Source organism: Streptomyces atriruber, assembly GCF_001418325.1.
In the GTDB taxonomy this organism is placed as follows: domain Bacteria; phylum Actinomycetota; class Actinomycetes; order Streptomycetales; family Streptomycetaceae; genus Streptomyces; species Streptomyces atriruber.
Window position 1 is genome coordinate 1 of the sequence record NZ_LIPN01000528.1, and the last position, 16,191, is coordinate 16,191.

Below are 16,191 nucleotides of genomic sequence, written 5' to 3' on the forward strand. Positions count from 1 at the left end.
GTGCGGCGGGCGCGGTAGTGGCCTGCGAGGGCGCGACCGGCCCTGCGCACGCCTTGGGGGACGACGGTGAAGTCGCGGGCCATTGGTCCCGTATGCCCAGTTGCGGCGGCCGGTATGCCGGAGCGAGGGGTACGCCGGGACGGGACGAGGGGCGTGGCCGACAATGGGGGAGTGCTGGAGATGACGCGCGAGGAGTTCGAGGAACTGGTCGGCGAGGCTCTCGACCGGATTCCGCCGGAGCTGACGCGGCTGATGGACAACGTGGCCGTTTTCGTCGAGGACGAGCCGCCTGCCGAGGATCCCGAGTTGCTCGGGCTGTACGAGGGGACTCCGCTGACCGACCGGGGCGAGTGGTACGCCGGGGTGCTGCCCGACCGCATCACGATCTACCGGGGCCCGACGCTGCGGATGTGCGAGTCGCGCGAGGACGTCGTCGCCGAGACGGAGATCACCGTGGTGCACGAGGTCGCCCATCACTTCGGGATCGACGACGAGCGGCTGCACGCGCTCGGGTACGGGTGAGCCGTGGATCACGGGCTCGTGCGCCGTGGGCGCGGATGAGTTCCGGGGACGTGTGAGCGAGGGCATCCGGCCTGGTGTGCGGGGCGGCGCGGGGCGGCCCCCCGGGGGGTTGCCGTCCGTGTCCTCTTGCGGGCTGCGGGAGTTGGGCAGGGCGTCTCGATTCTCAGCGCCTCAGGAGGTGCTCGGCCGTGCGCCAGTTGTACGTTCCCGTCCGTTGGGCCGCGGTCGCGGTGGCCGTAGCGGCGACCGCGGGCTGCATGAGCGTCAGTGACGACGGGAACGCTCCGGCGCCCGACCGCTCCGCGGGGCGGCGCAGCGGGGCGGCGGCTCCCGACGGCGACCCCGTGACGCAGGGCGGTGACGTGGCCTCCGGGGACGAGCGCGCGCAGAGCGTCGGCCGGGGCAAGGGCAAGAAGAAGGGCAAGGGCGGATCGTCCCGTGCGGGCGAGGCCGAGCGGGGCGCCGCCGAGCCCTCGGAGTCCTCCTCCGCGACGGCCGCCAAGAAGCCGCCGAAGCCCGGCACGCCCGGGAAGCCGACTCCGACGCGGCCGAAGCCGACCCCGACGCGGACGAGCGCGACGCCCACCCCGCCGAAGCCCACGCCGACCCCGACACCCGATCCGACCACCCCGGAGCCGTCGTCCTCGGCGCACGAGGGGTCGGGGCAGGACGCCCAGCTGCAGCGGCGGGACGAGGAGATCGCGGGGCGCGAGCCCTCGCCCCAGGCGGGTCCCCGGTAGGTGACACAGGCCACTGGCGGGCCCCTGAGCGCCCTCGGACGGACCCCGAGGAGGGGGCCGGTTTGCCATCCGGGGTGGGGGGTGCGTATGGTGGTAGATCGTTTGATCCCATTTGCCCGGCGCCGACACAGAAGAGCGCCGCGTGGCGCGTACTCTCCCTTGCCGTGGCTGACCGCATAGAGGCGGTCCATTGCGAAATCACGGAGTTGACGGGCGCGTGCCGAGACTCCGGAAGGTTTCGCATTTCGCATGTCCATTTTCAGTTCTGACCACGCCGTCCTGCCCGAGAACGAGGCCGTCGAGGCCGTCGAGAACGACGCCGCAGAGGTCGTCGCCGACGCCGCCGAGACCGTCGGGGCCAAGGACGTCGCCGAGGTCACCACCGACGCCGACGCCGAAGCCGCCGAGGCCGACGCCGACGCCGAGCCCGAGATCACCTTCGCCGACCTCGGTCTGCCCGAGGGCGTCGTCCGCAAGCTCGCGCAGAACGGCGTGACCACCCCCTTCCCGATCCAGGCCGCGACCATCCCGGACGCCCTGGCCGGCAAGGACATCCTCGGCCGTGGCCGCACCGGCTCCGGCAAGACCCTCTCCTTCGGTCTGCCGATGCTGGCGACGCTGGCCGCCGAGGGCCGCACCGAGAAGAAGAAGCCCCGCGGCGTCATCCTCACCCCGACCCGTGAGCTCGCGATGCAGGTCGCGGACGCCCTCCAGCCCTACGGCGACGTGCTCGGCCTGAAGATGAAGGTCGTCTGCGGCGGTACGTCGATGGGCAACCAGATCTACGCCCTGGAGCGCGGCGTCGACATCCTCGTCGCCACCCCGGGCCGTCTGCGCGACATCATCAACCGCGGTGCCTGCTCGCTGGAGAACACCCAGATCGCCGTCCTCGACGAGGCCGACCAGATGTCCGACCTGGGCTTCCTGCCCGAGGTCACCGAGCTGCTCGACCAGGTTCCGGCCGGCGGCCAGCGCATGCTGTTCTCGGCCACGATGGAGAACGAGATCTCCACGCTGGTCAAGCGCTACCTGAACAACCCGGTGACGCACGAGGTCGACAGCGCCCAGGGCAACGTCACGACCATGACGCACCACATCCTGATCGTGAAGCCGCGCGACAAGGCGCCGGTCACGGCCGCCATCGCCGCGCGCAAGGGCCGCACGATCATCTTCGTCCGCACCCAGCTGGGCGCCGACCGCATCGCCGAGCAGCTCTGCGACTCCGGCGTGAAGGCCGACGCGCTGCACGGCGGCATGACGCAGGGTGCCCGCACCCGTGTGCTGGAGGACTTCAAGAAGGGCTACGTCAACGCCCTCGTCGCCACCGACGTCGCCGCCCGCGGCATCCACGTCGACGGCATCGACCTGGTCCTGAACGTGGACCCGGCCGGCGACCACAAGGACTACCTGCACCGCTCGGGCCGTACCGCCCGCGCGGGCCGCTCCGGCACGGTCGTCTCCCTGTCGCTGCCGCACCAGCGCCGCCAGATCTTCCGCCTCATGGAGGACGCGGGCGTCGACGCCTCGCGTCACATCATCAACGGCGGCGGCACCTTCGACCCGGAGGTCGCCGAGATCACCGGCGCCCGCTCGATGACCGAGGTGCAGGCCGACTCCGCGGGCAACGCCGCGACCCAGGCCGAGCGCGAGGTCAAGGACCTCACCAAGGAACTGGAGCGCGCCACGCGCCGCGCCGCCGAACTGCGCGAGGAGGCCGACCGCCTCACCGCGCGTGCCGCCCGCGAGCGCGGTGACGACCCGGAGGCGGCGGTCGCCGAGGCCACCGCCGCCGCCGAGGCGATCGTCGAGGCCGCCGCGTCGGTGCCGGAGCAGCCGGTCGCCGAGCGCCCGGTCCGCGACGAGCGTTCCTCCTCGTACGACAACCGTCGTCCGCAGCGCGACGAGCGCGGCAACTACGAGCGTGACCGCCGCGACAACCGCGGTGGCGGCTTCAACCGTGACCGTCGTGACGACAGCCGTGGTGGCGGTTTCCGCCGCGACGAGCGTCGTGACGACCGTGGCGGCCGTTCCTTCGAGCGTCGCGACGACAACCGCGGTGGCGGCTTCAACCGTGACCGTCGTGACGACAACCGCGGCGGTGGCTTCCGTCGCGACGACAACCGTGGCGGTGGCTTCAACCGTGACCGTCGTGACGACAGCCGTGGTGGCGGTTTCCGCCGCGACGAGCGTCGTGACGACCGTGGCGGCCGTTCCTTCGAGCGCCGTGACGACAACCGCGGTGGCGGCTTCCGTCGCGACGAGCGTCCCTCCGGCGGCAGCTTCCGCCGCGACGACCGCCCCTCCGGCGGCCACCGTGGCAGCGACCGTCCGTTCAACCGTGACCGCCGCGACGACCGTCCCTCGGGCGGCTTCCGCTCCGGTGGCCACGACCGTCCGTCGTACAACCGCCGCGACGACCGCTCCGGCTCCGGCACGGGCTCCTTCGGCCGCCGTGACGACAAGCCGCGCTGGAAGCGCAACGGCTGACCTGTAGCCAGGCCCGCATGAGCGAAGGGCCCGTCCGACACTCCTGTCGGACGGGCCCTTCGCCGTGAAACGCCGATACCCGATCGGATGGCGGGGCCCGCCCCGCTATGCTCGGGGGTGCACCAACGAGGACCGTTAGCTCAATTGGCAGAGCAGTGGACTTTTAATCCATTGGTTGTGGGTTCGAGTCCCACACGGTCTACCGCGAAAGCCCCGGTCAGCCACAGGCTGGCCGGGGCTCTTCGGTGTCCGCGGGAACTCCTCCGTGTCAGCGCGGCACAAGGAGTCGGTTGAGCTCCTCCGCGATCTCCTCCAGGGGCAGCACGGCGTCCGCCTTGCCCGTGTCCACGGCCGCCTGGGGCATGCTGTGGAACTCCGCGCTGGCGGGGTCCTGCACGATGACGGTGCCGCCGTGCGCCTTGACCGTTTCGATGCCCCGGGCTCCGTCGCCGTCGGCGCCGGTGAGGACGCAGGCGATGACCCGTGATCCGTAGGCCCGCGCCGCCGATTCGAAGAGCGGGTCGGCGGCAGGACGGGCGAAGTTGATCCGTCCCGCGCCGCTCAGGGAGAGCTCCCTGTCCTTCTCCACGCACAGGTGGTGGTCCGGCGGGGCGACGTAGGCGGTGCCTGCTTCGGGGGTCTCGCCGTCGTCGGCCAGCTTGACGTGGAGCGTGGACGTCCGCGCCAGGATGCTGACGATCTGCGTCTCGCGGGAGCTGCGGAGGTGCTGGGCCACCAGCACCGGTACGGGGAACGGGGCCCGCAGTCCGGCCAGCAGCGTACCGAGGCCCCGGATGCCGCCGGCGGACGAGGCGATCAGCACGATGTCGGCTCGTTCACCGGGGTCCGGCAAGCGTGTGGTCACGCGGCGACGGTATGCCAGGTGTCCCGTGGCCCGGGGGCGGCTCATCGTTCCGCGGCGTGTCGGGTGAGCGACTCCCGCAGCTGCGCGGCGATGTGCGGGGCGACCGGCCCGTCGGCGGCACCGGCCACCACCATCTCCGCGACCAGCCGCAGTCTGGTGTTGGTGCGCTGGGAGGTGTCCACCAGCACCTCCCAGGCGTCCTGCGCGCCATGGGCGCCCGCGGCCATCAGCACGCCCCGGGCCTGGTCCACCACGGGGCGTCCGGCGAGCGCCTTGTACAACTGCGCGTTCTCGCGGCGCAGCGCCTCGATTTCCGTCCGGGCCCGGTCGGCGTGCCGTCGGTGGTCGGCGGCCAACCGGTGGCTCATGTCGATGGCCTGATAGGCCCTCAGCATGAGGAGAATGGTGCATTCTCGGGTGGAATCGACCTGTTTCAGCAGAGCGTTCGTGTCTACCGCCATAGGGGGAAGCTGCCCGGACCCCGCACTTTCAAAGGCGGTCAGGGGCGGCGGACCGCGGCGACCTCGAACTCCACCGTCACCTGCGAGCTGACGATGAGCGTGTCCACGGGGTTCGCCCGCACGCCCCAGTCCTTGCGGTCGATCGGAACGCTGCCCTTGAAGCCGATCCTGACGTCGCCCTGTGGGTCGTTCTCGCCGCCCGTCGACTCGACGGCCAGGGTGAGCGACTTCGTCGTGCCGCGCAGGGTCAGGTCGCCGGTGACCTCGAAGTGGGTGTCGTCGACCTGCTTCACCCCGGTCGAGGTGAAGGTGATCTCGGGGTGGTTCTCGATGTCCAGGAACTTGGCGCGCACCGGGTCGTCGCGGAACTTGTTGTGGCTCTGGAGGCTCGCCGACTTGATCGTGAGCCGGATGGCGGACTTGGCGGGGTCGTCGCCGTCCAGCCGTGCACTTCCCTCGAACTCCTCGAAGTGGCCGTGGACCCGGGGGCCCACCGAGTGGCGGGCGACGAAGCCGATCCGGGTGCGGGCGGGGTCGAGGACGTACTCGCCGCTGAGTTCGCTGAGCTCGGTGATGGCTGACATTGCTTGGTCACTCCCGGAGAGAAAGAGGCAGTGAGCGTTCGGCGCAACCGGTCACTGGATGGCGTCGTGGGTTTCCCGACGATACCGCCGCGGTCCGCCGGCGTTCGGGCTGTTCGAGCGCCAACCCAGCCCGAATCAAGTCGTGTTGCATGTTGGTCTTCCGGTCGCCCCTCGGGTTGCCCTCCGGTCGTGGGTTCGGTGTTCGCTTCTTGCGCACACCGTGCGCAGTGCGTACAGTGTTCGCAGCGAGAGCACGCCGTACGCAGCGGGTGTGCCGCCTATGTGCTGGGGGTCCCACGATGGAGAAGCGGCTGAGGGAAGAGCGTCCGGTGGCGCCGGAAGGGAGCCGTCACCCGCGGCGCTGGCTGATCCTGATCGTGCTCTGCCTGAGCACGCTGGTCCTGGTCGTGGACAACATGGTCCTGACCGTCTCCGTCCCGCCGATCGCCGCGGACCTGAGCGCGGACGCCCAGGACATCCAGTGGATCATCGACTCGTACATCCTGGTCTTCGCCGGTCTGCTGCTCACCGCGGGCAGCCTCTCCGACCGGTTCGGGCGACGGCGGGTGATGATCGTGGGGCTGGCCCTCTTCGGGGCCGCGTCCTTGCTGGCCACCGTCGCGCAGAACCCCGAACAGCTCATCGCGGGGCGGGTGTTGATGGGCATCGGCGGCGCACTCATCATGCCGAGCACGCTGTCGATCCTGATCACCGTCTTCGACGACGAGGAGCGCCGCAAGGCGATCGGCGCCTGGAGCGCGGTGGCCGCGGTCGGCCTGGTCGGCGGGCCGGTGCTCGGCGGCGTGCTCATCGCCCACTTCTGGTGGGGCTCGGTCTTCCTGATGAACGTGCCGATCGCCGGGCTCGCCATCGTCGCCGCGCTCGTCCTGATGCCGGAGTCCAAGGGCCCCGCCCGCAAGGCCGATCCGCTGGGGATGATCCTGTCGGTGGTCGGCATGACCGCGCTGGTGTGGACGATCATCGAGTCCGCCGAGGCCGGTCTCGGACACCTGAGCACGCAGCTCTCGCTCGGCGTCGCCCTCGTCTCCCTGGCCGCCTTCGGCATCTGGGAGCTGCGCACCGAATCGCCGATGGTGCCGCTCTCGCTCTTCCGCGACCGCGTCTTCACCGGCGCCAGCTTCTCCCTGGTCCTGCTGACCTTCGCCAACGGCGGGCTGATGCTCGTCCTCACCCAGTACCTGCAGTTCGTGCTCGGCTACTCGCCCGCCAGGACCGGCATCGCCTTCGCCCCGATGGCCGTCGCCACGCTCGTCTTCAACGGCATCGGCGCCACCCTCGGCAACAAGGTCGGCAACCGCCCCATGACCGCCGTCGGCCTGGCCGTCATCGCCGCGGGCTTCGGCGCCCTCGCCTCCCTCCCCTCCGACGCCGGGTTCGGGATGCTCGCCGCGGCCATGGTCCTGATCGGCATCGGCGGCGGCCTGGCGATGCCCGCGGCGACCGGCGCCCTGATGAGCGCGGTGCCCGCCGAGCACGCCGGTGTCGGGTCCGCCCTCAACGACACGGTCCAGCAGGCCGGTGCGGCCCTCGGCGTCGCCGTCCTCGGCACGGTCCTCTCCCGCACCTACACCGACGCGATGCCCGACTCCGCCCCCGCGGAGGCCGGTCACTCCGTCTCGGACGCGCTCGCCCTGGCCGCCTCCACGGGCGACAGCGCCCTCGCCACGGCCGCCCGCGAGGCCTTCACCGAGGCGATGTCCGCCAGCTTCTGGGCCGGTGCGGCGGGCGTCCTGGCCGCGGCCGCCCTGGCCGTCCTCCTCATCCGGGACCGCAAGTCCCCGGCGGGCGACCACCACGAGTCCGGCGACGAGATCCACCACACGGGCGAGCTGACCAAGGCGGCCTGACCTTGCGCCCCCGGCTCCGCCCCTGACGACAGGCTCGTACGACACCACGGCGCCCCGCCCGGCTTCGGCCCGGCGGGGCGCCGTGGTGTTGACTGTTCCGCTTCCCGTACCCCTCGTACCTCCGCACCCCGCACGTCAGGAGTCTCACCGTGCCGCAGCCGCCGCGCCTGGGCGTCGCCGTCATCACGATGGGCAACCGCCCCCGAGAGCTCGACGCCCTGCTCGCGTCCGTGGCGATGCAGGACGTGCCCGCGGACCGCGTCGTCCTCATCGGCAACGGCTCACCGCTGCCGGAACTCCCGCCCCTGCCCGGCGAGGTGACGACCGTCGAACTCGACGAGAACCTCGGCTGCCCGGGCGGCCGCAACGTCGCCATCCAGCGGCTCATGGACTTCGGCGACGTGGACGTCGTCATCGAGCTCGACGACGACGGCCTGCTCGTCGACACCGACGTCTTCCGCCGCATCCGCGACCTGTTCGCCGCCGACCCCCGCCTCGGCATCGCAGGCTTCCGCATCGCCGACGAGAACGGCGAGACCCAGCGCCGCCACATCCCCCGGCTGCGCGCCTCCGACCCGATGCGCCGGGGCCCGGTGACCGCCTTCCTCGGCGGCGGCCACGCCCTGTCCACGGCGATGCTGGCCCGCACCGGCACCTGGCCCGCCCAGTTCTTCTTCGGGCACGAGGAGACCGACCTGGCCTGGCGGGCCGTCGACGACGGCTGGACGATCCTCTACGAACCCGCCCTGCTGCTCCAGCACCCCAAGACCTCCCCGGCCCGGCACGCCGTCTACTACCGCAACACCGCCCGCAACCGCGTCTGGCTGGTCCGCCGCCACCTCCCCCTCCCGCTGATCCCGGTGCACCTGGGCGTCTGGACCCTCCTCACCCTCGTGCGCACCCGCTCGGTGCCGGGCCTGCGGGCCTGGGCCGGCGGCTTCGTCGAAGGGATGCGGACCCCGTGCGGCGTCCGCAAGCCCATGCGGTGGCGCACCGTCTGGCGGCTGACGCGGCTGGGCCGGCCCCCGGTGATCTGACCCGAACGGCTCACTCAGGTCGCGCGCGGGCCGGGGGCGCGGGTGACGCTGGACTGCCAGTGGCCGTCGGGAGTCCGGCGGTGCAGCGGGAGGTGCGGTGATGGCAGCAAGGGTTCGTCGGCGGCGGCAGCGCGTTCTGGTGCTGATCGTCGCACCGCTTCTCGTCGCCCTCGCCGCGGCCTGCGGAGGTGGTGATTCCGACGGGGGCGACACGCGTACGGCCGCGGCCCGCCCCCTCGACCAGGCCTTCGAGCACCCCGGCGTCCTGGTCAGCAAGGCGCAGCTCGACCGGGTCCGCGCGCACGTCAGGGCGCGGGAACAGCCGTGGTTCACGGCGTACGAGCAGATGCGGGACAGCAAGTACGCGGCCGACGACTACACGGCGAGGCCGTACGCCGTGGTGGAGTGCCCGCCCGACACCCGCCCCGGCCGGGGGTGCGTGGAGGAGCGCGAGGACGCGCTGGCCGCGTACACGCACGCCCTGCTCTGGAACATCACCGGCGAGCGCGCGCACGCCGAGAAGGCCGTGCAGATCATGGACGCCTGGTCGAAGGTGATCACCGGGCACACCGAGGACAACGCCGGGCTGCAGACCGGCTGGGCCGCCTCGTCCTGGGCGCGGGCCGCCGAGGCCGTGCGCTACACGTACGACGGCTGGACCGACGGGCAGCTCCTGCGCTTCGAGCGGATGCTGCGCAACGCCTATCTGCCCCAGGTCAGGGACGGGTCCGTCGAGCGCAACGGCAACTGGGACCTGGTGATGGCCGACGCCACCATGAGCATGGCCGTCTTCCTCGACGACCACCCCACGTTCGAGAAGGCCGTGCAGCACTTCAGGACGCGGGTGCCCGCGTACTTCTATCTGACGTCGGACGGGAAGCTGCCCGTCTCCCCGGCGGGCAGCGACATCGACACCGCGGCCGAGCTGAAGAAGTACTGGTTCGGGCAGGGCACGTACGCCGACGGGCTCTCCCAGGAGACCTGCCGCAACTTCAAGCACGCCAGCTACTCGCTCGCCGCCACCTCGCACATGGCGGAGACCGCCTGGCACCAGGGCGTCGACCTGTACGGCGAGGTCAAGGACCGGCTGCGGGCCGCCTTCGAGTTCCACTCCAAGTACCAGCTGGGCGCGACGGCGCCGGACTGGCTGTGCGGCGGCAAGGTGGAGCGCGACATGGGGCCCGACACGGAGGTCGGCCTGAACCATCTGCGCGGGCGCCTGAAGCTGGACATGCCGCAGACCGAGAAGTACACGAAGGAGCAGCGGCCCGAGGGGACCGACGGTCTCTTCGTGGCCTGGGAGACCCTCACGCACGCGGACAGGCCCTAAGTGGTTCGACGCACCCCTCCGGATGGCGTACTGTTGTGTTCACCGACGCGGGGTGGAGCAGCTCGGTAGCTCGCTGGGCTCATAACCCAGAGGTCGCAGGTTCAAATCCTGTCCCCGCTACTGAAGGCCGATGGCCCGGAACCATGAATCATGGTTCCGGGCCATCGGTGTTTTCCGCCCGGAGCCTTTCTCCCGCGCGGGCCGCTCGCCCGACAGGGCCTAACCCGGTCGGCCCACACCAGGTCGCACCCGCCCGCCGCTGCGGGAACCCTGAATGCAGCGCGGTGATGGGCGCGGAGTCGGCGGGAGACAAGCGGTGGGGCAGCGAGGAGGGACCGACGAGAGGGGTGCCACCGGGCCCGAGCGGGCGTTCGTCCGGGTCCTGCCCCTGCTGCTCCTCGTCGTCGGCGTCCTGTACGACGCGATGACCCCGTCGGAGTTCACCGCCGCCCCCCTCTTCACGGCCGCCCCACTGATCGCCGCCCCCTTCTACTCACGGCTCAACACCGTCCTGACCGGCGCGGCGGCCACCGGCGCCGTCCTCGTCCTGCACTACGGCAGCGCCGTGAACAGTCACGTCGAGGCCGTCACCGAGGTGGTCACCGTGATGACCGTCGCCGCGCTCGCGATCGTCATCAACCGCGTCGTCCGCCGCGGTAACGACCGGCTCGCCATCGCCCGCTCCATCTCCGAGGCCACCCAGCGCGCCGTGCTGCCCACGCCGGATCCGCGCATCGGCGGGCTCGACATCGCGGCGCGGTACGAGGCCGCGCAGGCCGACGCGTTCATCGGAGGCGATCTGTACGCGGTGCAGGACACCCCGCACGGCGTGCGGCTCATCGTCGGTGACGTGCGGGGCAAGGGCATGGGCGCGGTCGCGGCCGTCGCCGTCGTCATCGGTGCCTTCCGGGAGGCCGCCGAGCAGGAGGCCACCCTGGAGGCGGTCGCGCAGCGCCTGGAGCGGGCGCTCGCGCGCGAGGGCACCCGGCGCGAGGGGCTCGACGCGTTCGAGGGGTTCACCACCGCCGTCCTCGCCGAGATCCGGCACGGCGAGGGCGCCGTGCGGCTCATCAACCGCGGGCACCCGCCGCCGCTGCTGCTGCGCGGCGACGGGCGGCTGTGCGTCCTGTCGGCGACCGAACCCGCGCTGCCGCTCGGCATGGGCGACCTGGGGGCCTGGCCGGACCGTGCGGACGAGGCGGAGCTGCCGCCCGGCGCGCTGCTGCTCTTCTACACGGACGGCCTCTCGGAGGCGCGCGACGCGGCGGGGGAGTTCTACGATCCCGCGACCCGGCTCGGCGGGCGGATCTTCCCGGGCCGCGGTGGCCCGCACGCGCTCCTCGCGGCGCTCGCGGGGGAGGTGCGACGGCACACCGGGGGCGGGATGACGGACGACATGGCGCTGCTCGCGGTGCGGCGTCCCACCGCCGCGGATCCGGACGTCACGGTCGACGTCACGGCCGGTGACTGAAGTGCACCCCTCCGCATAACAACTGACGTACTGTCAAGAAAATGTGAAGCTCCGGTGTTTGAGGAGACGGGGTCAACTCGCCCCGTTCCACACCCCCGTGTCCCGGTACGTACGGCCGATGAGCGTTAACGATCAACCGGAACGGCTTGGAATACCGACCCGCTGTCTATTAACGTTCGATAACGCAGCGCGGTCGTCCCAGCCGTCACTCGAGGCGGCTCCGCGCGCATGCGCCTAATCCCGCAAGGGAGCCGGGGAACCACCAACATGGGGTGAATCGGGCATCTGTGCATCCGTGCCAGATGTTCGTAGGAGACCTTCCTGCTCCGAACCCGTCAGCTAACCCGGTAGGCGAGAAGGAAGGAAAGGAGTGCGCCCCAGTGGCGTCCAACCGGCCTGCCCCCCAAGCCGTGTACGTACCGAATGACGACGACTTCGGTTCGTACGACGAGGGCTCCTTCGAAGAGTGGAACCCCACCGAGGAGTCCGTCCGTCCCGTCCGCGGCAGGCACCGTGTGCACAAGAAGAGCGGCGGCGGGCTCGCCCGCAGCTCCACCGTGCTCGGTGTGGGCGTCATCGCCGCCGTCGGCGCGGGCGGCATCGCCACCGCGCAGGACGGCAAGCCGCCGGTCTCCATATCGATGCCCGATCTGGGCGTCGTCACGGACTCGCTGCCCGAGGCCAAGTCCCTGCCGGGCGTGGGCTCCCTGATGTCCGACGACGACTCGTCGGACACCACGACCGCCGCCGCGGCAGCCCCCCTCACCGCCGCGGGCGTCAGCACCGCCGACGCCGAGCAGGGCACCACCGACGCGGGCGAGGCACTGCGCGCCCGCATCATGCAGCAGGCCGAGAACCAGCAGAACCAGGCGGACACCGCCGTGCGGGCCGCGGCCGAGGACGCCGCCGCGAAGAAGGCCGGCGAAGAGGCGGACGCCCAGCGCAGGGCCGCCGAGAAGGAGGCGGACGCCAAGGCCGCCGCCAAGAAGAAGAAGGAGGAGGAGGCCCGGAAGGCCAAGGCCGAGGCCGAGCGCCTGGCCAAGCTCGCCAAGAGCTACGTCATCCCCACCTCCTCGTACACCCTCACCTCGCACTTCGGTGACGCCGGATCCATGTGGTCCTCCGGCCACCACACCGGCCTGGACTTCGCCGCGCCCACGGGTACCCCGCTCAAGGCCGTGCACACCGGCACCGTCAAGGAGGCGGGCTGGGCGGGTGCGTACGGCTACCGCACCGTGCTCGAACTCGAGGACGGGACGGAGATCTGGTACTGCCACCAGTCCTCGCTGAACGTCAGCGCGGGCCAGAAGGTCTCCACGGGGGACGTCATCGGCCGCGTCGGCGCGACCGGCAACGTCACGGGGCCGCATCTCCACATGGAGGTCCACACGCCCGACGGCACGGGGATCGACCCCCTCGGCTGGCTGCAGGGCAAGGGCCTCAACCCCTGATTCCCTGACCTCCCCTGTCCTCCCCCGGATTTCTGAACCTCTGAACCCCGGCGGCCCTGGCGACACCCCCCCCGACGCCAGGGCTGCCGGTTCGGTGTGTCCCGCACGTTGCGTGTGTCTTGCACGGAATTCCGTTTCCGGTGGGCGCGTTGAGGTGCGTATGACTCCTCTTCGCACACTCGGCTCATCCGACCTCGAAGTCTTCCCGCTCTCCCTCGGCGGCAACGTCTTCGGCTGGACCGCGGACCGGGCCACGTCCTTCGCCGTCCTCGACGCCTACACCGCGGCGGGCGGCAACTTCATCGACACCGCCGACGCGTACACGGCCTGGGTGGACGGCAACAAGGGCGGCGAGTCCGAGACCCTCATCGGTGAATGGCTCGCCGAGCGCGGCAACCGCTCGGACGTCGTCGTGGCCACCAAGGTCGGCGCCCATCCCGATTACAAGGGCCTGTCCGCCACCACCATCAAGGCCGCCGCCGACGCGTCCCTGCAGCGCCTCGGCACCGACTACATCGACCTCTACTACACGCACTTCGACGACACCTCGGTGCCCGTGGAGGAGATCATCGGCGCGCTCGACGAGCTGGTGCGGGCGGGCAAGGTGCGTGCCATCGCCGCCTCCAACATCTCCCCCGAGCGGCTCCAGGAGTCCCTCGACCTCTCCGACCGCGAGGGCCTCGCGCGTTACGTCGCGCTGCAGCCGCACTACAACCTCGTCTCCCGCGACACCTACGAGGGCCCCCTCCAGGAGGTCGCCTCGCGCTCCGGCCTCGCGGCCGTCCCCTACTTCGGGCTCGCGGCGGGCTTCCTGACCGGCAAGTACCGCGCGGGCGCACACGTCGAGAGCGCGCGGTACTCGCGCGTCGAGGCGTACGTGGGGACCGAGCGGGGCGACCGCGTCCTCACCGCCCTCGACGAGATCGCGCAGGCGCACGACGCGCAGGTGCCCACCGTGGCACTGGCCTGGCTCGCCGCCCAGCCCACCGTGGCGGCGCCGATCGCTTCCGCGCGCACGGTGGAGCAGCTGCCCGCGCTGCTCGCGGTGGCCGACCTGGAGCTGACGGACGCGGAGCTGTCGGCGCTGAACGCGGCCTCCGCCTAGGGGCGGTAGTAGGGGTTGTAGGTCGTCGGGTAGCCGTAGGCCGGGTAGGGCTGCGGCTGCCCGTAGGGGGCGGGGGGCGAGGGACGGCCGTACGCCCCCTGCGCCCCGTACATGCCGTACGCCCCGTACGCGCCATACGCTCCGTACGACATCGGGGGCATGACCGGTGCCGTCGCCTGGGCCGCGTACGCGAGGGCGGGGCGGGCCGGCTCGCGGCGCTCCCACAGCTTTTCGAGGAGTTCCCGCTCCCGTACGACGAAGTCGGCCCCGGCCCGGCCGCGGCGGCCCCGGTGGCGCAGGAACGCGAGCGACGTCGCGTACGCCTGGTACTCCGCGACCGTGCGGGCCGCGGGCTTGCCCCAGGTGTACGAGGCGTAGTCGCGGGCCATCGAGCGGGCGCGCATCGAGCCGAGCGCGAACGGCTCGGACGGGGTGAGCCAGCCCGCCGCCGCGTACACGGGCAGCTCTTCGCGGATCATGCGCAGCTCGCGCTGCCGGGTCCAGATGGCCAGCCAGGTCAGCAGCCCGAACGCCGGGAGCATGAAGAGGGCGTACACGGTGAAGAAGCCGAACTGACCGAAGACCGCGGAGCCGTTCCACAGCGCGTGCATGCCCATCGCGAGCAGCAGCCCGCCGAGCGGGAGCAGCACGCGGCGCAGGAGCTGCCGCTCGGCCGAGAGCGCGGCGATGCCGAAGCCGATGCCGGTCAGGACCGTGAACAGCGGGTGCGCGAAGGGCGACATGACGACGCGTACGAAGAAGGTCGCGGCCGTCACGGAGGCGAGGCCGCTCTCGCGGCTGAGCTGGTCGGTGACGAAGGCGTTGCCCAGATAGAGGATGTTCTCGGTGAACGCGAACCCGGTCGCGGTCACCCCCGCTATGACGACGCCGTCGACGATTCCCGTGAAGTCGCGTCTGCGGAAGAGGAAGACGAGGAGCACGGCCGCGGCCTTCGCGCTCTCCTCGACGATCGGGGCGATGACCGTCGCGCCGAGGGTGTCCGCGCTGCTGGGGTCGGCGGTGGCGGTGGCTATCCAGCGGATCGCGAAGCTGTTCGCCACGATCGCGACGAGTGCGGCTGCGCAGGCTCCCCAGGAGAAGGAGAAGAGGAGGTTCCGCCAGGGGCCCGGTGCCACCCGGTCCAGCCAGCGGAACGCGGCGACCAGGAGCGGCACGGGGACGGTCGCGAGGCCGAGCCCGACGAGGAAGCCCTCGGTGCCGGTCTGCTCCCTCACCAGGGCGAGGATCACCAGACCGGAGAGGGCGAGCAGCGTGACCAGCGCGGCCACGCGTATCGCGCGCCGCTGCCACCAGCGGATACGGCGGAGCTCCCTCGGGGCGGGTGCCTCGGGGGGTATCGGATACGGAGAACCGGTGGCCACGTCGTCGACCCTAACGAGGGATGGGGGTGGCCGCGACGGTGCCTCAGTCCTGCGCGGGGGCGGTTGGGCCCGGCACGCGGCGGAACAGCAGGTCGTGGACGACGTGGCCCTTGTCCAGGCCCTGGCCCTCGAAGCGGGTGCGGGGGCGGAAGGCGGGGCGCGGGGCGTACCCGCCGTCGGGCTGCGTGTTCTCGAAGTCGGGGTGCGCGGTGAGCACCTCCAGCATCTGCTCGGCGTACGGCTCCCAGTCGGTGGCGCAGTGCAGCACCGCACCCGGCTTGAGGGAGGGCGCGGCGAGCGTCAGGAACTCGGGCTGGATGAGGCGGCGCTTGTGGTGCCGGGCCTTGGGCCAGGGATCGGGGAAGTAGACGCGCAGCCCGTCGAGGCACTCGGCCGGCAACATCTCGCGGAGCAGGATGATCGCGTCCCCATTGGCCACGCGGACGTTGTCGAGGCCGGCGCGCTCGGCGAGGCCGAGGAGGTTGCCCTGGCCCGGGGTGTGCACGTCGACGGCGAGGATGCCGGTGTCCGGGTCGGCGGCGGCCATCTGGGCGGTGGCCTCACCCATGCCGAACCCGATCTCCAGAACGACGGGCATGCCGGGACGCGCCCCCTGCTCATCGCCGAACAGCTCGGCGAGGTTCAGCGGACGGAGCCCGTCGATGTCCAGTCCCCACTTGGGCCAGAGCCGCCGCAGGGCGTCGCCCTGACTGGTGGTGACCCGGCTGCGACGGGGCTGGAAGCTACGGATCCGCCGCTCATGGTGCGACCCGGCAGGATCGGGCGAGGGCCCCCCGGGAAACCGGGGCGCAGCCTGCACCCGCCCACCCACCCGAGGGGCGGAGGCAGCAGCGTCGGGGGCATCGGCATTACGAGGTGAGTCAGACA

14 protein-coding genes, 2 tRNA genes and 1 riboswitch are annotated in these 16,191 nt (G+C 71.7%); of the genes, 11 read left to right on the top strand and 5 right to left on the bottom strand.

Going from position 1 to position 16,191, the window contains the following annotated elements:
- Positions 1–171 precede the first annotated feature (171 nt).
- The 4 genes from AOK03_RS37645 to AOK03_RS37660 all read left to right on the top strand — a co-directional run bounded on the left by AOK03_RS37645 (position 172) and on the right by AOK03_RS37660 (position 3,951).
- Positions 172–522, top strand: coding sequence for a metallopeptidase family protein (locus tag AOK03_RS37645; protein ID WP_055569865.1), 351 nt, complete (start codon positions 172–174; stop codon positions 520–522).
- A 188-nt stretch (positions 523–710) separates the two neighbouring features.
- Complete coding sequence (locus AOK03_RS37650; RefSeq protein ID WP_055569866.1) at positions 711–1,262, top strand: hypothetical protein; 552 nt, start codon at positions 711–713, stop codon at positions 1,260–1,262.
- A 249-nt stretch (positions 1,263–1,511) separates the two neighbouring features.
- Positions 1,512–3,749: a DEAD/DEAH box helicase gene (locus AOK03_RS37655; protein ID WP_055569867.1), complete on the top strand. Its 2,238-nt coding sequence runs from the start codon at positions 1,512–1,514 to the stop codon at positions 3,747–3,749.
- Positions 3,750–3,878: 129 nt separating this feature from the next.
- Positions 3,879–3,951 (top strand) — tRNA-Lys (locus AOK03_RS37660).
- A gap of 66 nt (positions 3,952–4,017) precedes the next feature.
- Here the strand turns inward: AOK03_RS37660 and AOK03_RS37665 are convergent.
- The 3 genes from AOK03_RS37665 to AOK03_RS37675 all read right to left on the bottom strand — a co-directional run bounded on the left by AOK03_RS37665 (position 4,018) and on the right by AOK03_RS37675 (position 5,659).
- Positions 4,018–4,614, bottom strand: coding sequence for a chemotaxis protein CheB (locus tag AOK03_RS37665; protein ID WP_244177910.1), 597 nt, complete (start codon positions 4,612–4,614; stop codon positions 4,018–4,020).
- A 41-nt stretch (positions 4,615–4,655) separates the two neighbouring features.
- Positions 4,656–5,009, bottom strand: a complete 354-nt coding sequence (locus AOK03_RS37670; RefSeq protein ID WP_157869188.1) for an ANTAR domain-containing protein — start codon at positions 5,007–5,009, stop codon at positions 4,656–4,658.
- 104 nt (positions 5,010–5,113) lie between these two features.
- Positions 5,114–5,659 carry a YceI family protein gene (locus tag AOK03_RS37675; RefSeq protein ID WP_055569870.1) on the bottom strand — a complete coding sequence of 182 codons (546 nt, stop codon included), beginning with the start codon at positions 5,657–5,659 and terminating at the stop codon, positions 5,114–5,116.
- Positions 5,660–5,958: 299 nt separating this feature from the next.
- Here AOK03_RS37675 and AOK03_RS37680 point away from each other — a divergent pair, with 299 nt between their 5' ends.
- From AOK03_RS37680 to AOK03_RS37710, 7 genes are all read left to right on the top strand, one after another.
- The gene (locus AOK03_RS37680; protein WP_055569871.1) at positions 5,959–7,527 is read left to right on the top strand and encodes an MFS transporter; all 1,569 of its coding nucleotides are present in this window, start codon (positions 5,959–5,961) and stop codon (positions 7,525–7,527) included.
- Between the two features lie 188 nt (positions 7,528–7,715).
- Entirely contained in the window at positions 7,716–8,564 is an 849-nt protein-coding gene (locus AOK03_RS37685; RefSeq protein WP_055569877.1) for a glycosyltransferase family 2 protein, read from the top strand.
- 100 nt (positions 8,565–8,664) lie between these two features.
- Positions 8,665–9,894, top strand: a complete 1,230-nt coding sequence (locus AOK03_RS37690; protein ID WP_055569872.1) for an alginate lyase family protein — start codon at positions 8,665–8,667, stop codon at positions 9,892–9,894.
- A 46-nt stretch (positions 9,895–9,940) separates the two neighbouring features.
- Positions 9,941–10,014, top strand: a tRNA-Met gene (locus tag AOK03_RS37695).
- A 154-nt stretch (positions 10,015–10,168) separates the two neighbouring features.
- Entirely contained in the window at positions 10,169–11,365 is a 1,197-nt protein-coding gene (locus tag AOK03_RS37700) for a PP2C family protein-serine/threonine phosphatase (protein ID WP_055569873.1), read from the top strand.
- Between the two features lie 221 nt (positions 11,366–11,586).
- Positions 11,587–11,734, top strand: a riboswitch (cyclic di-AMP (ydaO/yuaA leader).
- Positions 11,735–11,745: 11 nt separating this feature from the next.
- On the top strand, positions 11,746–12,816 hold the full coding sequence (locus tag AOK03_RS37705; protein ID WP_055569874.1) for a M23 family metallopeptidase: 1,071 nt from the start codon (positions 11,746–11,748) through the stop codon (positions 12,814–12,816).
- A gap of 160 nt (positions 12,817–12,976) precedes the next feature.
- Positions 12,977–13,921 carry an aldo/keto reductase gene (locus AOK03_RS37710; protein ID WP_055569875.1) on the top strand — a complete coding sequence of 315 codons (945 nt, stop codon included), beginning with the start codon at positions 12,977–12,979 and terminating at the stop codon, positions 13,919–13,921.
- On the opposite strand, the gene AOK03_RS37715 is transcribed toward AOK03_RS37710, so the two are convergent.
- Positions 13,918–15,303 carry a PrsW family intramembrane metalloprotease gene (locus AOK03_RS37715; protein ID WP_055569876.1) on the bottom strand — a complete coding sequence of 462 codons (1,386 nt, stop codon included), beginning with the start codon at positions 15,301–15,303 and terminating at the stop codon, positions 13,918–13,920. The genes AOK03_RS37710 and AOK03_RS37715 overlap by 4 nt on opposite strands.
- 43 nt (positions 15,304–15,346) lie before the next feature.
- On the bottom strand, positions 15,347–16,191 hold an 845-nt coding region (gene trmB, locus AOK03_RS37720; protein WP_055569878.1), incomplete at its 5' end, for a tRNA (guanosine(46)-N7)-methyltransferase TrmB.

Excerpts from the sequence above, each read along its gene's own strand:
- AOK03_RS37655 (WP_055569867.1), top strand. The coding sequence starts at position 1,512 with ATGTCCATTTTCAGTTCTGACCACGCCGTCCTGCCCGAGAACGAGGCC.
- AOK03_RS37670 (WP_157869188.1), bottom strand. The coding sequence starts at position 5,009 with ATGCTGAGGGCCTATCAGGCCATCGACATGAGCCACCGGTTGGCCGCC.
- AOK03_RS37675 (WP_055569870.1), bottom strand. The coding sequence starts at position 5,659 with ATGTCAGCCATCACCGAGCTCAGCGAACTCAGCGGCGAGTACGTCCTC.
- AOK03_RS37680 (WP_055569871.1), top strand. The coding sequence starts at position 5,959 with ATGGAGAAGCGGCTGAGGGAAGAGCGTCCGGTGGCGCCGGAAGGGAGC.
- AOK03_RS37685 (WP_055569877.1), top strand. The coding sequence starts at position 7,716 with ATGGGCAACCGCCCCCGAGAGCTCGACGCCCTGCTCGCGTCCGTGGCG.
- AOK03_RS37690 (WP_055569872.1), top strand. The coding sequence starts at position 8,665 with ATGGCAGCAAGGGTTCGTCGGCGGCGGCAGCGCGTTCTGGTGCTGATC.
- AOK03_RS37700 (WP_055569873.1), top strand. The coding sequence starts at position 10,169 with ATGCAGCGCGGTGATGGGCGCGGAGTCGGCGGGAGACAAGCGGTGGGG.
- AOK03_RS37710 (WP_055569875.1), top strand. The coding sequence starts at position 12,977 with ATGACTCCTCTTCGCACACTCGGCTCATCCGACCTCGAAGTCTTCCCG.